This is a genomic window from Nocardia aurantia (assembly GCF_009604425.1).
Lineage (GTDB): Bacteria > Actinomycetota > Actinomycetes > Mycobacteriales > Mycobacteriaceae > Nocardia > Nocardia aurantia.
Genome location: NZ_WEGI01000006.1, coordinates 383,341 through 400,699, shown reverse-complemented (window position 1 = coordinate 400,699; position 17,359 = coordinate 383,341). Strand labels below are relative to the sequence as shown.

19 protein-coding genes are annotated in these 17,359 nt (G+C 71.2%); 13 read left to right on the top strand and 6 right to left on the bottom strand.

The features are described from left to right. Window positions 1–14: 14 nt before the first annotated feature. Together NRB56_RS39015 and NRB56_RS15895 are read right to left on the bottom strand one after the other, a co-directional pair. Complete coding sequence (locus NRB56_RS39015; RefSeq protein WP_227837759.1) at window positions 15–989, bottom strand: SDR family NAD(P)-dependent oxidoreductase; 975 nt, start codon at window positions 987–989, stop codon at window positions 15–17. Further along, on the bottom strand, window positions 986–1,876 hold the full coding sequence (locus NRB56_RS15895; RefSeq protein WP_153342806.1) for an HpcH/HpaI aldolase/citrate lyase family protein: 891 nt from the start codon (window positions 1,874–1,876) through the stop codon (window positions 986–988). The genes NRB56_RS39015 and NRB56_RS15895 overlap by 4 nt, the downstream gene beginning before the upstream one ends. Window positions 1,877–2,345: 469 nt before the next feature. Here NRB56_RS15895 and NRB56_RS15890 point away from each other — a divergent pair, with 469 nt between their 5' ends. Both NRB56_RS15890 and NRB56_RS15885 read left to right on the top strand, forming a co-directional pair. Beyond that, on the top strand, window positions 2,346–3,002 hold the full coding sequence (locus tag NRB56_RS15890) for a TetR/AcrR family transcriptional regulator (protein ID WP_153342804.1): 657 nt from the start codon (window positions 2,346–2,348) through the stop codon (window positions 3,000–3,002). Further along, the gene (locus NRB56_RS15885) at window positions 2,930–3,511 is read left to right on the top strand and encodes a hypothetical protein (RefSeq protein WP_319943058.1); all 582 of its coding nucleotides are present in this window, start codon (window positions 2,930–2,932) and stop codon (window positions 3,509–3,511) included. The genes NRB56_RS15890 and NRB56_RS15885 overlap by 73 nt, the downstream gene beginning before the upstream one ends. A gap of 42 nt (window positions 3,512–3,553) precedes the next feature. Here the strand turns inward: NRB56_RS15885 and NRB56_RS15880 are convergent, their stop codons facing one another. Both NRB56_RS15880 and NRB56_RS38355 read right to left on the bottom strand, forming a co-directional pair. Continuing rightward, on the bottom strand, window positions 3,554–4,417 hold the full coding sequence (locus NRB56_RS15880; protein WP_194290874.1) for an alpha/beta fold hydrolase: 864 nt from the start codon (window positions 4,415–4,417) through the stop codon (window positions 3,554–3,556). Further along, window positions 4,417–4,722: a DUF4286 family protein gene (locus tag NRB56_RS38355; RefSeq protein ID WP_194290873.1), complete on the bottom strand. Its 306-nt coding sequence runs from the start codon at window positions 4,720–4,722 to the stop codon at window positions 4,417–4,419. Before NRB56_RS38355 ends, NRB56_RS15880 begins: the two co-directional genes overlap by 1 nt. A gap of 208 nt (window positions 4,723–4,930) precedes the next feature. Here NRB56_RS38355 and NRB56_RS15875 point away from each other — a divergent pair, with 208 nt between their 5' ends. Continuing rightward, complete coding sequence (locus NRB56_RS15875) at window positions 4,931–6,145, top strand: multidrug effflux MFS transporter (RefSeq protein ID WP_319943057.1); 1,215 nt, start codon at window positions 4,931–4,933, stop codon at window positions 6,143–6,145. Window positions 6,146–6,430: 285 nt separating this feature from the next. Continuing rightward, window positions 6,431–7,780 carry an enolase C-terminal domain-like protein gene (locus tag NRB56_RS15870; protein ID WP_153342802.1) on the top strand — a complete coding sequence of 450 codons (1,350 nt, stop codon included), beginning with the start codon at window positions 6,431–6,433 and terminating at the stop codon, window positions 7,778–7,780. Window positions 7,781–7,973: 193 nt separating this feature from the next. Here NRB56_RS15870 and NRB56_RS15865 read toward each other — a convergent pair whose 3' ends face one another. Continuing rightward, window positions 7,974–8,867, bottom strand: coding sequence for an SGNH/GDSL hydrolase family protein (locus NRB56_RS15865; protein ID WP_153342800.1), 894 nt, complete (start codon window positions 8,865–8,867; stop codon window positions 7,974–7,976). A gap of 83 nt (window positions 8,868–8,950) precedes the next feature. After that, window positions 8,951–9,598, bottom strand: a complete 648-nt coding sequence (gene mftR / locus NRB56_RS15860; RefSeq protein WP_319943056.1) for a mycofactocin system transcriptional regulator — start codon at window positions 9,596–9,598, stop codon at window positions 8,951–8,953. A gap of 61 nt (window positions 9,599–9,659) precedes the next feature. On the opposite strand from mftR, the gene mftA reads away from it, so the two are divergent. The 9 genes from mftA to NRB56_RS40140 all read left to right on the top strand — a co-directional run bounded on the left by mftA (window position 9,660) and on the right by NRB56_RS40140 (window position 17,271). Next, a complete protein-coding gene (gene mftA, locus NRB56_RS15855) occupies window positions 9,660–9,752 on the top strand; it encodes a mycofactocin precursor MftA (protein ID WP_019927611.1) in 93 nt (30 codons plus the stop codon). Continuing rightward, entirely contained in the window at window positions 9,742–10,068 is a 327-nt protein-coding gene (gene mftB, locus NRB56_RS15850) for a mycofactocin biosynthesis chaperone MftB (RefSeq protein WP_319943055.1), read from the top strand. Before mftA ends, mftB begins: the two co-directional genes overlap by 11 nt. Beyond that, window positions 10,065–11,270, top strand: a complete 1,206-nt coding sequence (gene mftC, locus NRB56_RS15845; RefSeq protein WP_319943054.1) for a mycofactocin radical SAM maturase — start codon at window positions 10,065–10,067, stop codon at window positions 11,268–11,270. Before mftB ends, mftC begins: the two co-directional genes overlap by 4 nt. A 3-nt stretch (window positions 11,271–11,273) precedes the next feature. After that, a complete protein-coding gene (locus NRB56_RS39715) occupies window positions 11,274–11,402 on the top strand; it encodes a hypothetical protein (RefSeq protein ID WP_264767027.1) in 129 nt (42 codons plus the stop codon). Continuing rightward, window positions 11,399–12,091: a mycofactocin biosynthesis peptidyl-dipeptidase MftE gene (gene mftE, locus NRB56_RS15840; RefSeq protein ID WP_153342798.1), complete on the top strand. Its 693-nt coding sequence runs from the start codon at window positions 11,399–11,401 to the stop codon at window positions 12,089–12,091. Before NRB56_RS39715 ends, mftE begins: the two co-directional genes overlap by 4 nt. Before the next feature lie 493 nt (window positions 12,092–12,584). After that, window positions 12,585–13,424, top strand: a complete 840-nt coding sequence (locus tag NRB56_RS15835; RefSeq protein ID WP_153342796.1) for a mycofactocin-coupled SDR family oxidoreductase — start codon at window positions 12,585–12,587, stop codon at window positions 13,422–13,424. Next, complete coding sequence (mftF, locus tag NRB56_RS15830) at window positions 13,421–14,848, top strand: mycofactocin biosynthesis glycosyltransferase MftF (RefSeq protein ID WP_319943053.1); 1,428 nt, start codon at window positions 13,421–13,423, stop codon at window positions 14,846–14,848. Before NRB56_RS15835 ends, mftF begins: the two co-directional genes overlap by 4 nt. 70 nt (window positions 14,849–14,918) lie before the next feature. After that, window positions 14,919–16,100 (top strand): pre-mycofactocin synthase MftD, encoded by a 1,182-nt coding sequence (mftD, locus tag NRB56_RS15825; RefSeq protein WP_153342794.1) that lies wholly within the window; start codon window positions 14,919–14,921, stop codon window positions 16,098–16,100. A 244-nt stretch (window positions 16,101–16,344) separates the two neighbouring features. Beyond that, window positions 16,345–17,271, top strand: coding sequence for an adenylate/guanylate cyclase domain-containing protein (locus tag NRB56_RS40140; RefSeq protein WP_153342790.1), 927 nt, complete (start codon window positions 16,345–16,347; stop codon window positions 17,269–17,271). The last annotated feature ends 88 nt before the right edge of the window (window positions 17,272–17,359 follow it).

Below are 17,359 nucleotides of genomic sequence, written 5' to 3'. Positions count from 1 at the left end.
ATTCGGATGCGGCATCAGCGGGCGACGTAGCCGCCGTCGACCGGGATCGCCGCCCCGGTCACGAACGACGATTCGTCGCTGGCGAGAAAGAGTGCGGCAGAAGCCAATTCGCCGGGCAGACCCCACCGGTTCATCGGTTGCGGCGGAACCATGTCGGTCGGCGGGACGCTGTCGTCGCCCGCGCCGGCCAGGCCGGTCCACGTCATGCCGGGACAGATCGCGTTCACCCGGATGCCCTGCTTCGCGTAGTCCAGCGCCGCGGACTTGGTGAGTTGCACGACACCGCCTTTCGCGGCGGCGTAGTGTGCGAGGTTCTTCCAGCCGACCAGCGCCGACGCGGAGGCGGTGTTGATCACCGAGCCGCCGCCGGAGGCCAGCATCGCCGGGATGCCGAACTTCATGCCGAGGAAGGCGCCCTTGAGGTTCACGGCCACGACGGTGTCGAAGGCGTCCTCGTCGAGCTCCGCCAGCGGCCCGCGCTGCCCGCTCATCCCCGCGTTGTTGAACAGCACGTCCAGGCGCCCGTAGGTGTTGACGGCGAGCTCGATCATGGCCCGGACCTCGGCGGAGTTCGCCACGTCCACGCGCACAGCGACCGCCGCCGGGCCGGGGAGCGCAACTCCGTGCCCGCCGACGATGCTGTGCGCTTCGGTGGCGGTGACGCCATCGGCGCTGGTGGCGATGGCGCCGTGCGTGCCGGTGGCGGTGGCGGTGGTGCTCCGCGGATCGGTGGCGGTGCCCTGCGCGTCCGCCGAGTTGCCGGGCGGCGCGGCGGCGGCGCTGCCGTGGGCACCGGTTTCGCCCGGACTGTGGATGTCAGCGGCGGCGCGGATCTCGGCGGCCGTCTTCTCCTCGCGGCCACTGATATCCGCGCACACCACCCGCGCGCCCTCGCGGGCGAACAGCAGCGCCGTCGCCCGGCCGATGCCGGATCCGGCGCCGGTGATCACCGCGACCCGCCCGGCGAGCCGTCCCGTACCCGCGCTCATCGCACGCCTCCGTCGGTCAATTCGGCCTTGCGCAAGACGTTTTCGGCCAGGCGCAGATGCCCGGCGTCGACCAGTTGCCCGTCCTGCCCGAGCGCCCCCACGCCGCCGGTCTGCGCGGCGCGGTAACCGTCGACCAGTGCCCGTGCGTGCTCGACCTCCGCCGGCGTGGGCGTGAACACGTCGTTGGCGATCGGCACCTGGACGGGGTGGATCGCCCACTTGCCGTCGAAGCCGAACAGCGCGGCGTGGCCGGCGTCGGCGCGGTAGCCGTCGGTATCGCCGTAGTCGGGGTAGGGGGAGTCGATCGCGTCGATGCCCGCCGCGCGGGCCGCGGCCAGCACCTGCATCCGCGCGAAATGCCAGAAGTCGCCCGGATACGCGCCGGCCGACGGCCGGAAATTGCCGCCGACCCGGGCGTGCAGGGCGGCCGACAGGTCGCCGACGCCGAAGATCATCGCCTCCAGCCGCGGCGACGCCTTCGCGATTTCGGCCGCCGCGAGCAGGCCGTCGGCCTCCTCGATCAGCACTTCCAGGCCGATCGGCTTCGTCAGGCCGAGCTTGGTCTCGAGCTGGGTGAGCATGACGTCCACCCACCAGACGTCCCGGGCGCTGCGCGCCTTCGGCACGATGATCACGTCGAGCGCCTCCCGCGCCCCGGTGACCACCTCGATGAGATCGTCGTGGCACCAAGGAGTGTCGAGGCCGTTGATGCGCACCGCGCGGGTGGTGCGCCCCCAGTCCAGTTCGGTGAAGGCGCGCACCGCGATTCCGCGCGCGGCCGCCTTCATCGACGGTGCGCAGGCGTCCTCCAGATCCAGGAACACCAGATCCGCGTCCGATCGCGCGGCGGCCGCGCACATCGACTCGTTGCTCGCCGGGGTGGCCAATTCGGATCGCCGGGCCCGGGGCGGTCGCCGTCCTGCATCGACGGTTGCTATGCGATCGCTTAATCCCGCGGGTTCGCCCGTGGGCCGGGGACGCTCGACTGCGGTCATCGGACCGGTCCTCCATCTGAGCTGAATTATGTTGCCGGACAACGGTTCACGGCTGTCGGCGGGATATCGACGGCCGATCCGGACCGCAGGGGGGCGGGACGGGGGCTGTCGGCCGTTTACTATGCAAGTGTTTAACACCGGGGGAGCGAGGTTGTCAAGGATCACACCGGCCGCGCGGGCGCTATCGGAATCCGGAACTGCCTGCACACGCCCCGTTCGCGGCGGTAGGGTGGGCGCTGTGACCGGCTCCGGGCCGGGCGGGGGGAAGCGACTGCTAGTCGATCGCCTAATGATAGATTCGACGAATGACGAGCACCGGGAACAGCGGCGCCGCGACAGCTGGGCACGACCAGGGGGTTCGATGAGTACACCGCGCAAGCGCCGCCGCGAGGGCGACACCGAGACACGTGATCAGTTGATCGCGGCCACCGCCGACATCATGCTCGAGGAGGGCTACGCCGCGGCCACCTCGCGCCGGGTGGCGGCGAAGGCCGGTGTCAATCCGGCCCTCGTCTACTACTACTTCCCGACCATGGACGATTTGTTCCTGGCCGTGTTCCGCCGCGGCGCGGAAGCGAATCTGGAACGCCAGCGCAAGGCCCTGGCCTCCGACAATCCGATGCGCGCGCTGTGGGAGGTGGCCACCGATCCGCACGGCACCGCGATGCTCATGGAATTCATGGCACTGTCCAATCACCGCAAGGACATCCGCGCCGAATTCGCCACGTACGCACAGCGATACCGGGAAAGTCAGATCGCCGCGCTCACGGTGATCATGCGCGGCCACGGCGTCGACCTCGACGCGCTGCCGCCCACGCTCCTGTCGGTGATGATCTCCAGCCTCGGCGCCACCCTCGTGAACGAGGCCACCCTCGGCATCGATCTGGGTCATCGGGATCTGGTGGAATTCGCGGAGGATTTCGTGCGGGTCTTCGAGGGCGTTCCGTGGTCGCGGACCGGCGGCCTGCCGGCCGGGTCGCGCGCGATCGGCGCCGAATCGGAGCCGGCGGCCGGCTGACGGCCCGGGTATCGGCGGGCAATTGTTTCGCCGCTAGAATCGCGGACATGCGGACTGCGGTGATTCGAATCAAGGTGGACCCGGCTCGGGAACTCACACCGGAACTGCTGTCGGAGCGCACCGACGCCTTTGCCGGGCAGGCGCCGCGGCACGGTATGGAGGTCTTCGAACGGCCGTCCGATCCGCGCCGGGAAATGCAGGTTCTGATGATCGGCAGCGACGGCGCCGCATTGCAGTCGGCGGTCACGAAATTATGCGTCGAAACCTTTCTGACCAGCCCGGAACCGGGGCCGGTCACCTTTATCAGCCGCGGCACCGACGACGATGTCCGCGGCGTCCTGGCCGGTTTCGGAATCAGCGGCGATATTTCCCGGGCGGATTCCGATGACGGTTTCGACGTGGTCACCGTGCGTATCGCCGCGAACGATCTGGCGCGCATTCCGGAAAGCCGCATCCATACCGCGCTCGAGGCCTCGCTGAACTGCGAGGTGAATATCGTCGAGGTGTGAGCGGCCGGGGCGATTCGGCCCCGGCCCTCGAATGTCCGGAATTCAGCTGCGCGCGAGGAAATCCAGAATCGGCGGCGCCGCCTGCACCCAGGTGTCGAATCCGCCGACGTCCTCGCCGCGGGCCCGCGCCTCGGTGGCGCGCTCCCAGGCGTCCTCCGGCCACGGCGGGTCGATCACCTCGGATCCGTCGATCAGGCAGTGCACCTCGAGCGAGGTGCGCTTGGGGTGGTCGTAGTCGTCCTTGCCGCCGCGGATGATCAGCGTCGGAACCCGGATGTCGGCGAACCGGTCGTCCGGCACGCCCGGGATGGTCTGGCCGGGCTTCGGCACGTAGGCCTCCAGCCAGCGCAGCATCAGCCGGTTGAACTCGGCGCGGTCCTGGTTCAGGATCCGCTCCCGGTTCTTGGGATTCGCCTCGATCAGCGTCTGCCATTCGGGCAGTGCCGCAACGGCTTCCATGCCCGACGACCGCACCGCCAGCAGAGTCGGCACCACATAGTAGGAGCCGAGCACGAACTGGCCCTGCACCCCGCCGACGATGTTCCACAGCACCAGTTTCCGGACCAGATCCGGGTGTTCGACCGTGGTGACGATGGAGTCGCGCGCGCCACCGGACCCACCGGCCAGGATCACCGGCCCGGTGTCCAGCGTGCGGAGCAGTTCACCCAGAACCGCTGCGCGCATGTGGGATTCGGTCGGCCCGAAGAACTGGACATCCGAGACGCCACAATTGGGCCGGTCCCACAACAGGACCCGGTAGCCACCGGCGACGAGCCCCTCGGCCAGCGGCCGCACCCCGCGAAAGTCCTTGCTGAACCGGCCACCCGGCGTGAGGACGATGAGATCGCCGCTGTCCCCGAGGATTTCGTATTCGACGTTGCCCCCGAGGATCTCGACCGAGGGCATCAGGCGGGCTCCCCGACGATCATCCGCACCGAGGTCTTGTCGATGGTGTCCGGCAGCGGGCCGAAATCGCCGTTGCGGGTGCGCACGCCGATCTCCTTGATCAGGCTGTCGATGTCGCCGTCGACCTCGTAGGTGGTGAGGTACTCGGGCCGCTTCTCCTCGGCGCCGACCGGGCGCAACCGGATCCGGGTGGCCGCGGTGACTGCCGGGATCTTCAACATGTCGGGGATGTGCACCCCCGTGTACCACTCGTTGAACTCGTCCTCTTTACCCGCGATCGGTGAAGCGAAGACAAGGAACTGCATGGGGTTCTCCCTCCAGCAACGTCGCCGAATAGGGCCATATGCCCTGTTCGAATACGCTACTTGCCGGTGATGAGAATCTCAATACGCATACAAGCGAACGACAATCTCGCAGGTAGGGGCGCTGCTGGGCCGCCGCGGCCGGGCCGCGGGAGGGAGCCCGTCGGCACCGACTGTTGAATGAGGTAAGGATTTCGAAGGAGGTGGTCGGGTGGTGAGCCGTGGCCGGCCGGGGGTGCCCGGATCGTTGCTGGTGGTGCTCGCGCTGTTGTCGGCGCTGGCGCCGTTCTCCATCGACATGTACCTCCCGGCGTTCACCCGGCTGGCCGCCGACCTGCACACCAGCGCCGCGAGTGTCCAGCTCACCCTGACCACCTTCCTGATCGGCCTGGCCCTGGGCCAGCTGGTGATCGGCCCGCTGTCGGACCGCCTCGGCCGCCGCCGCCCGCTGCTGATCGGCAGCGCGATCGCCCTGCTGGCCACCCTGGTCTGCGCCCTCGCCCCGAACATCTGGGTCCTGATCGCGGCGCGCTTCGTCCAGGGCTTCACCGGCGCCGCGGGCATCGTGATCAGCCGTGCCGTCGCCGCCGACCGGACCGCCGGAGCCGCCGCGGCCCGCATCTTCACCCTGTTCGCGAGCCTGAGCGGCTTCGCCCCCGTGGTGGCGCCGCTGCTCGGCGGCGCGCTGGCCCCGCACGGATGGCGACTCGAGTTCTGGGTGCTCGCCGCGATCTACGCGGTGATGTTCGCGGGCGCGCTGCTGGTGGTGCCGGAATCGCTCGCCCCCGAACGCCGCCACACCGGCGGTTTCACCAGCACCACCCGCGCGATCGCCGCCCTGCTCACCGACCGCGGCTACCTCGGCTACACCCTCGCCTTCGCCCTCGGCTTCGGCGCCCTGATGGCCTACATCTCCGCGTCCCCGTTCGTGATCCAGAACGTGCTCGGCCTGTCGACCACCGAGTACACGGTCGTCTTCGCCACCAACGCCCTCGGCATGGTCGTCGTCGGCGCACTGGCCTCCAGACTGACCGCCCGCGTCCGCGCGGAGGTCCTGCTGACCGTCGGCCAGCTGGTCATGTTCGGTTTCGGCGTGCTCGTTCTGATCCTGCTGCTGGCCGGCGCCCCCGCCGCCGCGGTCCTCCCCGCCCTGTTCGTGCAGGTCGCCGCCTTCCCCCTGATCGCCGGCAACGCCACCGCCCTCGCCGTCGGCCTCGCCCCGCACGCCAAGGGCACCGCCAGCGCCCTGATGGGCGCCCTCCAATTCACCCTCGGCGCCCTGGTCTCGCCCCTGGTCGGCCTCGGCGGTTCGGCCACCGGAATCCCGATGGCCGTCACCGTCGTCGCCAGCGCAGCGCTCGGACTGACCGCCCGCCTGCTCACGATCCGCGCCGGGCGCCCCGAACCGGTCCCCGCGGCCCACTGAGCAGTGGGTCGGTGCCACGAGCGGAATACGCCGTCGCCTCGCGTCCGATTCGCCGGGACTGTGGACCGCGCCCGGCACGAGCGGCGCGCCTTGTGAACTGACCCATGAGCCGGTGCTCGGGCGTATGCGGCCGGCCCGCCGGGAATCGGTGACCGGGCGGAATCGGTGCCGATCGGGTATCGGTCCGTGCGTGATCGGTGTTGGACGGGCATCACCTCAGGGGCTAATTTCGGGCGTGATCCCGCGCGGCCGTGACCGGCCCGCTCACCTCGCAGGAAGTTGACGATGACCGTTTCCGTCGGAGTGCCCGTCGTCACCGGGATGCGGGTCGTGCCGGTGGCCGGGCACGACAGTATGTTGCTGAATCTCAGTGGGGCGCATGGTCCTTACTTCACCCGGAATCTGGTGATCGTCGAGGACTCCGAGGGGAATACCGGGCTCGGTGAGGTGCCGGGTGGGGATGCGATCCGGCGGACGCTCGAGGAGGCGCGGCCTTTGGTGATCGGGCGGCGGGTCGGGGATCACCATGCGGTGCTCGCGGAGATGCGGCGGGTGTTCGGGGGGCGCGATGCCGGTGGGCGGGGTGCGCAGACCTTCGATCTGCGGGTCGCGGTGCACGCGGTGACGGCGGTCGAGTCGGCGTTGCTGGATCTGCTCGGGCGGCATCTCGGGTTGCCGGTGGCGGCGTTGCTCGGGGACGGGCGGCAGCGGGATCGGGTGCGGGCGTTGGGGTATCTGTTCTTCGTCGGGGATCGGAACCGGACCGATCTCGGCTATCGAGGGCCGGGCGACGAGGCCGCGGACGCCGACGAGTGGATGCGGTTGCGGCACGAGCAGGCGCTCGGTCCGGAGGCGGTGGTCCGGCTGGCCGAGGCCGCGCACGCCCGGTACGGGTTCGACGACTTCAAACTGAAGGGCGGCGTGCTGGCCGGGGCGGCGGAGGCCGAGGTGGTCCGGGCGCTGGCCGAACGGTTCCCGGCCGCCCGGGTGACGCTCGACCCGAACGGGGGGTGGCTGCTGCGGGACGCGATTGCGCTGGGGCGGCAGTTGGCCGATGTGCTCGCCTACGCCGAGGATCCGGTGGGGGCCGAGGACGGGTACTCGGGCCGGGAGGTGATGGCGGAGTTCAAGCGCGCCACCGGGTTGCGGACGGCCACCAACATGATCGCCACCGACTGGCGGGAGCTCGGCCACGCGGTGAAGGCCGACGCGGTCGACATCCCGCTGGCCGATCCGCATTTCTGGACCATGCACGGCTCGGTGCGGGTCGCGCAGCTGTGCCAGGCGTGGGGGCTGACCTGGGGGTCGCACTCCAACAACCACTTCGACGTGTCGCTGGCGATGTTCACCCAGGTCGCCGCCGCCGCGCCGGGCGATATCACGGCCATCGACACCCACTGGATCTGGCAGGACGGCCAGCGGCTCACCGTCGAGCCGCCGGTGATCAGCGGCGGATACCTCACGGTCGGCGACGCGCCGGGGCTCGGGGTGGAGCTCGATCCGGAGCGGGTCGCCGCCGCGCACGAGCTGTATCTGCGGGAGGGTCTCGGCGGTCGCGACGACGCCGTCGCCATGCGGTACCTGGTGCCAGGTTGGCGATTCGACAGCAAGCGGCCGGCGCTCTGCCGGGACTGATCGTCCGGGGAATTCGGCACCGAATCGGCATGGCCGCCAAGACAATCGAGTTCGTGGGCCTCGTGGTGTCCGCCGCCTCATACGACCGCGAAGGGTCCGGAGGCAGCGGCGTCGCGGACACCGTCCATGCCGGCCCGATGTCCGGGGAAGCCGAATATGCTCGCGCCCAGGAAGTTCCGGAATCCGGCCGGGTTCAGCCGAGCGCGGCGACGACCTCCCGGGCCATGGCCTGCTCACCGAGCGCGTTGGGATGCAGCGGCGCGATCGACGGCGTGCCGAACGACGGGATCAGCCCGTTCACCCACTGCTGCGCGGGAGCCGCGCACATGTCGTGACCCACGCTGGGCGCGGCGGTGTCGACGTACCGGGCGTCGTGCCGGGCCGCGGCGGTGCGCAGCAGATCGTTGAGGCGGTCGAGCACACCGCGCAGGTAGTCCACGTCGGCGGGCCAGACCGGTTGCTGCGGGCAGCCGCCGGGCGGGGAGACGGTCGGATACCCCACGACCACCACGGTGGCCCGGGGCGCGCGGGCGTGGATGTCGTCGAGCGCGCGGCCGTAGGTCGGAATCAGCGCGGTCAGCCGATCGCCCATCCCGTCGCCGCCGCCGGCGGTGAACGCCGCGGTGCACGACCGGCCGAAGGGCTGCGGCAGCGCGTTGAAGCAGTGCAGCGCCTGCCCCGCGAGCCCGATGTCGTTGCCGCCCATGGTCATCGTGACCAGGGTGGTGTCGGGGGTGACCGCGTCGAGCTGCGGCGGGCTCGCCGCGCCGCGGCCCGTCACCGGCGGCTGCGGGCGGTACAGGTTCGACAGGGTGGCGCCCCCGCAGGTCGCGTCGTGGAAGGTGCCCGCGTGCAGTTGCGCGGCGACCAGCGTGGGGTAGTCCACCTGCGATCGCATGCAGGTGTCCAGATCGCGTTCGGGGAAGATGCCCGCGCCGGCCGCGAACGAATCACCCAGTGCCACATAGTGGATCGCGGCCTCGTCGGCCGCGGCGGGACCGGCGAGCGCGGCGCCGCCGAGGGTCAGCGCGGCCGCCGCGGCCGTGTGCGCCAGCCGGCGCGTGATCGGTGTCGTGCTGCCGTGCATGCGCATTCGATCCCTACCGTTCGGTGTGCCGATGTGCAGTATGCCGAGTATGGGCGTTCCGCTCCAGCGGCCATCGGACATTCTCATCGTGGCGCGACGGACTTCACATCCGCGCCGGCGCCGGGCACGCCGAGCGTGGCGTCGTCGAAGCCGGATCGCAGCGCGGACAGCGCGGCGTCGAGGTAGACGATGAGGTCGGCCTCGGCCTCGGCCACCCACCGGTCGTAGGCGGCCCGGCACACTGCCAGCGTCGCGCGGCCGACGGCGAGCGCGGCCAGCGAATCCGGCGAGCCGCCGGTGCGCTGCGCGACGAATTCGCTGATCGCGCGCTCCCAGGCGTCGTAGTGCACGGCCGCGCTGGCGGCCAGTTCCGGCACCGATCCGAGCAGGCCGACCCGCGCACGCAGTTCCGGCACGTCCTCGGCGCTGTAGCTGTTGGCGGCGAGGACGGCCCGGCGTACCGCGTCCATCACCGACAGCTCGGCCGGCGATTCGGCGAGCAGGGTGCGGATGGTCGTGACTTCCTGGTCGAACTCGTTCAGCAGCACCGCCGCCTTCGACTCGAAGTAGCGGAAGAACGTGCGGGGGCTGACCCCGGCGGCGGCCGCGATCTGGTCGACCGTGGTCTCCTCGAAACCCTGCTCGGCGAACAGCCGCAGCGCGATGAGCTCGAGGTTGCGGTTGCTCGTCCGCCGGGGACGGCCGCGGGACCCGGGTCTTGTTTCTGTCACGTTGTGACATTATCTTACGAAGAGAACATGATTACCGTCACACGCGAAAAAGGAGGCCGACATGGCTGAGAACAAGGTCGACCAATCCACCGAACTGCTCGACGACCTGCTGGTCGAAGAGGTGTCGATCGACGGAATGTGCGGTGTCTACTGACCTGGACGCCGCCGCGGGCGCTGCCCCGGCGGCGCCCGCCCCGTTCGACCTCGAGGCCGCCTGGCAGGTGTCGGAGCTGGTGTCGATCCGGCCCGAACGGTTCGGCGCGATGCTCTACCACTTCGGGAACCGGCGGCTGTCCTTCCTGAAGAACCGCACGTTGTTCACGGTCCTGCAGGGCCTGGCCGAATCGGCCACCGCCCGGGACGCCTGTCTGGCGGCCGGGCTCACCGAGGCCGACCTGCCCGTCTACCGCACCGCCCTCGCCGCCCTCGCGGCCTCCGACATGATCCGGGAAAGGACCGATCCGCAGTGACCGCCACCCCGCTGCCCCTGGTCGAACAATTCCAGTTCGGGCTCGAATCGCCCATCTGCCTGACCTGGGAACTGACCTACGCCTGCAACCTGTCCTGTGTGCACTGCCTGTCCAGCTCGGGCCGGCGCGATCCGCGGGAACTGACCACCGCCGAATGCAAGTCGCTGATCGATGAGTTCGAGCGGATGCAGGTGTTCTACGTCAACATCGGCGGCGGGGAACCGACCGTGCGCCCGGACTTCTGGGAACTGGTCGACTACGCGACCGATCACCATGTCGGAGTCAAGTTCTCCACCAACGGTATTCGCATCACCGACGAGGCGGCCCGCAAGGTCGCCGGCAACAGCTATGTGGACGTGCAGATCTCGCTGGACGGCGCCACCGCGGAGATCAACGACGCGGTGCGCGGCGCGGGTTCGTACGCCACCTCGATGCGCGCGCTGGACCGGCTGGCCGCCGCGGGCGCGAAGGACATGAAGCTGTCGGTCGTGATGACCCGGCACAATGTCGGCCAGCTCGACGAATTCGCCGCCATCGCCGACCGTTACGGCGCGCAGCTGCGCCTGACCCGCCTGCGCCCCTCCGGTCGCGGCGCCGACGTGTGGGACGACCTGCACCTGCTGCCGGCCCAGCAGCGCGAGCTGTACGACTGGCTGCTCGGCCACGGCGAGCGGGTGCTGACCGGCGACTCCTTCTTCCACCTCGCGGGTTACGGCGAATCGCTGCCCGGCCTGAACCTGTGCGGCGCCGGCCGCGTGGTCTGCCTGGTCGATCCGGTCGGCGACGTGTACGCCTGCCCGTTCGCCATCCACGACAACTTCCTCGCTGGAAATGTCCGCGACACGGGCGGTTTCGAGCAGGTCTGGCGCGAATCGGAGCTGTTCACCGAGCTGCGCCGGCCGCAGACCGGCGGCGCCTGCACCTCCTGCTCCGCCTACGACAGCTGCCGCGGCGGCTGCATGGCCGCCAAATTCTTCACCGGCCTGCCGCTGGACGGGCCGGACCCGGAATGTGTTCGCGGACACGGCGAATCGGCCCTGGCCAATGCCGACCGGACCGATGCCCCCAAGCCCACCGGCGACCACTCGCATCGCGGCAAGAAGGTCACCCTCGGCCTGCCCGGTATGCCGCAGCGCGCCTGCGACGAGAACCCGCTGGCGGACTTCGCGGCCGGCCTGGTCGACACCGGTACCCGGAGCTGAATCATGTCCCGTCCCTCCGGTTCCGCCGTCCTGGCCGTGACCACCGCTGTCGCCCTCTCGGGTTCCGGTGCGGCCCTGGACAGTTCGGCAGCGGTGCTGTCGAACCTGGTGGAGCCGGGGAGCGGGTCATGACCCGCTTGGCCGACCTGACCTGGACCGATGTTCGCGACCGGGCGGCGGCGGGTGCGTTGCTGGCGGTGCCGATCGGCGCCACCGAACAGCACGGACCGCATCTGCCGCTGAGCACCGACACGGATATCGCTGTGGCCCTGTGCGATCGGCTCGCGCGGGCCCGCGACGACGTGCTGGTCGCACCGCCGGTCGCCTACGGCTCCAGCGGCGAGCACGCCGGATTCCCCGGCACCCTGTCGATCGGCCTCGAAGCGACCGAACTGCTGCTGCTGGAGCTCGGCCGGTCCGCCTGCGACACCTTCGATCACCTGTTGTTCGTCTCGGCACACGGCGGCAACACCACTCCGGTCGCTCGTGCCGTGGCCCGGCTGCGTGCGGAAACCCGTGACGTGCAAGTCTTCTCGCCGCGCTGGTCCGGCGACCCGCATGCGGGCCGCACCGAGACCGCGCTGCTGCTGGCATTGCGGCCGGAGGCGGTCCGGTCCGCCCGCGCGGTCCCCGGCAACACCAGGCCGCTCGCCGAACTGATGCCGGACCTCCGCTCCGGAGGTGTTCTCGCCGTGAGCGAGTCGGGGATCCTCGGCGACCCCACCGGCGCCACCGCCGCCGAGGGCCACACCCTGCTCGACACCCTGACCACCACACTGCTCCGGGAGGTGACCACATGGCGCGAACCATCCGCCGCCTGACGCACCGCACCGACGTGCCGACCGCTCGGGACACCGGGGCCGGGATCGGCCGATCCGAGGTCCCGGGCAAGCGCACCGGATCGCGACAGCGCCCCGGGTACCGCGCCGCCGGGTGGACCGCCGGGCGGTGCATCGAGGGCCGAACCGAATGCGCGGCACGCGAATCGTGGCCGTTCGCGAGCGGGCCGGGATCGACCGCGATCGATCCGGCGTCAACGGTGGCCGTGCTCGCCGGTCCGCCCGCGGCGTGCCGATCCGTGGCCGCGGCATGCGCGCACGGGCCGCGCGGTAGCGGGGGCGCGCCCGTCGCGACGCGGCTGCTCAGCCGTGACGAATTCCCGATGCTGCCGAGGGCGGATCGGAGTCGAGCAGCGCAGTCGAAGCGATCCGGTCGACTGCGCCACGAACGCTGTGGGTGGCGGCTTTCGACCATGTCTCCGCCGAGGAGCGCGGGCCGGCGCGCGCACGTTGTGAGGGAACACGAGGTGAGGGCATGACCGGGCCGGATTCGCAGGCGTCGCGGGTCGGACATCCGCAGCAGGGCGGCCGGGTGGCCGTGGTGACCGGGGCCGCGCGGGGGATCGGGGCGGCGACGGTACTGGCGCTGGCCGAGCGCGGGTGGTCGGTGGTGGCCGTGGACATGGCGGCCGACGATCCGCACCTGCCGTATCCGATGGGTACCCGCGCCGAGCTGGATGCCGTGGTGCTGGCCGCGAAAGAGGCTGGGGGACAGGCGGTGCCGTATGTCGCCGACGTGCGCGACACCGACGCGCTGCGCGGGGCCGTGGCGGCGGCGGTGGACAACTGGGGTGGGCTGGACGCGGCGCTCGCCGTGGCGGGCGTCATGACGGGCGGAGTTCCGTTGTGGGAGCAGTCCGTCGACGAGGAGCGGGTCGTCATGGACATCTGCCTGGGCGGGGTGATGAACCTGGCCCGGGCGGCGATACCGGCGCTACTGGCGCGGCCCGAGCCCCGTTCGGGGCGGTTCCTGGCGATCGCCTCGGCGGCGGCCACCAAGGGATTGCCGATGCTCGCGGCCTACTGCGCCGCGAAAGCCGGTGTGGCGGGACTGATCCGGGCGCTGGCCGCAGAACTCGGCAGCAGCGGGGTGACCGCGAACGCGGTCAGTCCGGGCTCGACCGATACCGCGATCCTCGCCGAGACCGCACGACTGTACGGACTGCCGGAACCGGGGCGGTTCGCCTATCAGCAGCCGGTGGGCCGGCTGCTGAAACCCGCAGAGATCGCGTCGGTGCTGGCATTCCTCGCCGGTGCGGAATCCGGCGCGATGACCGGTTCGATCGTTTCCGCGGATGGAGGGCTGTCACTGTGACCGAGAACTATGCGCTGGCTACCACGCTCAGCGCCATCGATCCGCTGCCGACCGGATTCCACGTGGTGCCGGACGCGAGCGTGCGACTGCTGCCCGGGAACCTCTGGTGGGGCGGAACCCCTTCGCGCGTCCTGAGATTGACCCCGGCCGGGAGCCGGCTGTGGCAGCAACTGGAGGCCGGGCCGGTGACCAGCCGGGCCGCCGGGGTGCTGGCCCGCCGGCTCACCGACGCGGGCCTGGCGCATCCGCGGCCGCCGCGTCCGGAGACCCGGCCCAATCTGACCGTGGTGATCCCGATCCGCGATCGCGCCGCCATGCTGGCGCGCTGTCTCGACGCCCTCGGCGAGGACTATCCGGTCGTGGTGATCGACGACGGCTCCGACGATCCCGTATCGCTGGCGGCGGTCGCCGACCGTCCCGGCGTGACACTGATCCGGCACGACCGCAACCGCGGCCCCGCGGCCGCGCGCAACACCGCGCTGCGCCGGGTCCGCACCGAACTGATCGCCTTCCTGGACAGCGACTGTGTGCCCGAACCGGACTGGATCGACAGTCTCGCAGGGCATTTCGCCGATCCGGTGGTGGCCGCGGTCGCCCCGCGCATCGTCACGCTGCCCACCGGGAAACACGCCCACCGCTGCGGGCTGGACCTCGGCGAGCGGCCGGCGCGGGTGCAGCCGCAGGGCGCGGTGGCGTACGTGCCCACCGCCGCGCTGCTGGTGCGCCGCGGCGCCGTGCTCGATGTCGGCTGGGACGGTGAGGCTTTCGATCCCGACCTGCGGGTCGGCGAGGATGTCGACCTGGTGTGGCGGCTGCACGAGGCGGGGTGGCGGGTGCGCTACGATCCGGCCGTGCGGGTCGCGCACGAGGAGCCGGCCGCGCTGCCGCGGCTGCTGGCCCGGCGCTTCCGCTACGGCACCTCGGCCGCGCCGCTGGCGCACCTGCATCCGGGCAGCGTGCCGCCGCTGATCGTGCATCCCTGGGCGGTGCTGACGGTGTTCGGGCTGCTGGCCCGGCGGCCGTCGCTGGCGCTGGCCGGGGCGATCGGCAGCGCCGCGACCGTCGCGGTGCCGCTCGATCGGGCCGGGGTACCGGCCGATCTGGCCCTCGGCGCGACGGCCTCCGGTATCCATCGCACGGCGATCGAAACAGGCAGGTACGCAACTCAATTCGCGGCGCCGCTGGTGCTGGCGGCGGCCCTGCCCGGCGGTCGCCGCCGGTGGGGGCGGCGGCTGGCCGTGGCCGCACTGCTGCTGGCCACCGGCCTGCGTGACGGCGCCGGGCGGCGCCCGCTGCGCACCGCCGCGCACCGGCTCGCCGACGACGTGGCCTACGGCGCCGGCGTCTACACCGGCTGCGTGCGGCACCGGACCTGGCAGCCGTTGCGCCCGAAATTCGTCCGACCGCGCATGCGGGGCAACTGAAGCGCGCGAAGGCATTCCATCGCGGCCGGAACCCGGCCGCGCCCGACAATTCTGCAACAAGGAGTTTTTCATGGCCGGAGGCTGGTTCGAGACCGTGGCCGAGGCGCAGCGGCGCGCCCAGAAGCGGCTGCCGCCGTCGGTGTACAGCGCGCTGCTGGCCGGTGCGGAGAAGGGCGTCACCTATCGGGACAACATGAGCGCCTTCGACGAGATCGGCTTCGCGCCCCTCACCGCCGGCATGTCCGGTAAGCGCGACCTGTCCACCACCTTTCTGGGACAGGAGATCTCGCTGCCGGTGATCATCTCCCCGACCGGGGTGCAGGCGGTGCATCCCGACGGTGAGGTGGCCGTGGCGCGGGCCGCGGCCGCCCGGGGGACCGCGATGGGGCTGAGCTCGTTCGCGAGCAAGCCCGTCGAGGACGTGATCGCCGCCAATCCGAAGACCTTCTACCAGCTGTACTGGATCGGGTCGCGCGACGACATGCTGCGCCGCCTGGACCGGGCCCGGCAGGCCGGGGCGCTCGCGATCATCCTCACCCTGGACTGGTCGTTCTCCTACGGCCGCGACTGGGGCAGCCCGCACATCCCGGAGAAGCTGACCTTCCGCGAGGCCATGCGCTTCGCGCCGGAGGCGCTGCGGCGTCCGGGCTGGCTGTGGTCGTTCGCGCGCACCGGGCACATCCCGGATCTGACCGCGCCGAACATGGCCGCCGCCGACGGCACGGTGCCGACCTTCTTCGGCGCGTACGGCGAGTGGATGAACACCGCGCCGCCGTCCTGGGACGACGTGCGCTGGCTGGTCGAACAGTGGGAGGGCCCGCTGCTGCTCAAGGGCGTCTACCGGGTCGACGAGGCGCGGCGCGCCGCCGACGCCGGGGTGGCCGCCATCTCGGTGTCCAATCACGGTGGCAACAACCTCGACGGCACCCCGGCCTCGATCCGTGCGCTGCCGGCGATCGTGGACGCGGTCGGCGATCAGCTGGAGGTCGTGATCGACGGTGGCATCCGCCGCGGCAGCGACGTGGTGAAGGCGGTGGCCCTGGGCGCCCGCGCGGTGATGATCGGCCGCGCTTACCTGTGGGGGCTCGCCGCCAACGGCCAGGCCGGGGTCGAGAACGTGCTCGACGTGCTGCGCGGTGGCATCGACTCGACGCTGCTGGCGTTGGGCCACAGCTCGATCCACGATCTGAGCCGGGAAGACGTGCTGCTACCCCCGGACTTCGTGCGCGCCCTCGGCACCGGCGACCGGTAGCGGGTGCACCGTGTCCGCGTCGCCGCTGCCGGGCCCCGGCGATTCGGCACCGCCGGGCCCCGGCGATTCGGCACCGCCGGGCCCCGGCGATTGGGCAGCACCGGGCCCCGGCGATTGGGCAGCACCGGGTTCCGGCGATTCGGCACCGCCGGGTCCCGGCGATCGGATACCGCCGGGTCCTGGTGATCGCATCCCGCCCGGCCGCGGTGATTCGACAGCGTCGGGCTCCGCTGCTCCGGGCCCCGTGCCTCCGGGGCTCGGGGAACCGTTGTGCTACACCGCCGATGAGGCGGCGGCCGCGGCGGGTGTCACGGTGCAACGCGCCCGCCGCTACTGGCGGGCGCTGGGCTACCCGCGGGCCCCGGACGGTGAGCTGGAATTCACCGTCTCCGATGTCGAATTGCTCCGCCTGATCACCGGTTACGTCACCGCCGGGGCCCTGGACGAGCCGGAATCGTTGCGGCTCACCAGGATTCTCAGCCGCGCGATCGGCTATCTGGCACAGCTGCAGATGGAGATCGTCGCCAGTCACCGGGACCGCTCCCGGGCCGTGGGCCGGGACGCGGTCGAGCAGTTGGTGCTGCGGATGCCCGAGGCGCAGTGGGTGCTCGGGCAGATGTGGCGGCGGCAGGTGTCCACCGCGATCGGCCGGTTGGACGAGACCGCCGAATCCGAGATGCCGGTCGCCGGTGTGGGTTTCGCGGACATCGTCGGTTTCACCGAACTGAGCCGGTCGTATTCGGACATCGATCTGAAGCGGCTGATCGCGCGGTTCGAGTACCGCGCCACCGAGATCGTCGCGGACTGCGGCGGCAACGTGGTGAAGATGCTGGGCGACGAGGTGCTGTTCACCACCGACACCGCGGTCGATCTGGCCGACATCGCCACCCGGCTGGCGGCCCGGTTCGCCACCGACTCGCTGATCCCCGGGGTCCGGATCGGGCTCGCCCACGGTTCGGTGCTGCCCTATCTGGGAGATGTGTTCGGCCCCACGGTGAATCTGGCCAGCCGGCTCACCGCCCTCGCCGAGCCGCACACCGTGCTGGCCGCCCCGGAGGTGGCCGGCGAACTGGCCGGGCATCCGGGCTTCGACCTGCTACCGCTGGGGGAGCGCGACATTCGCGGCGTCGGGACGCTGGAGCCGATCCGGGTGGAGCGCGCGCGGGACTGAGCCGGTCGGGCAACCGGACGGCCGCACTCGGGTGGAACGGCCGGGCGGGCGGCGACACGGGCGGAAACGGCCACGCGCGCAAGGGAAG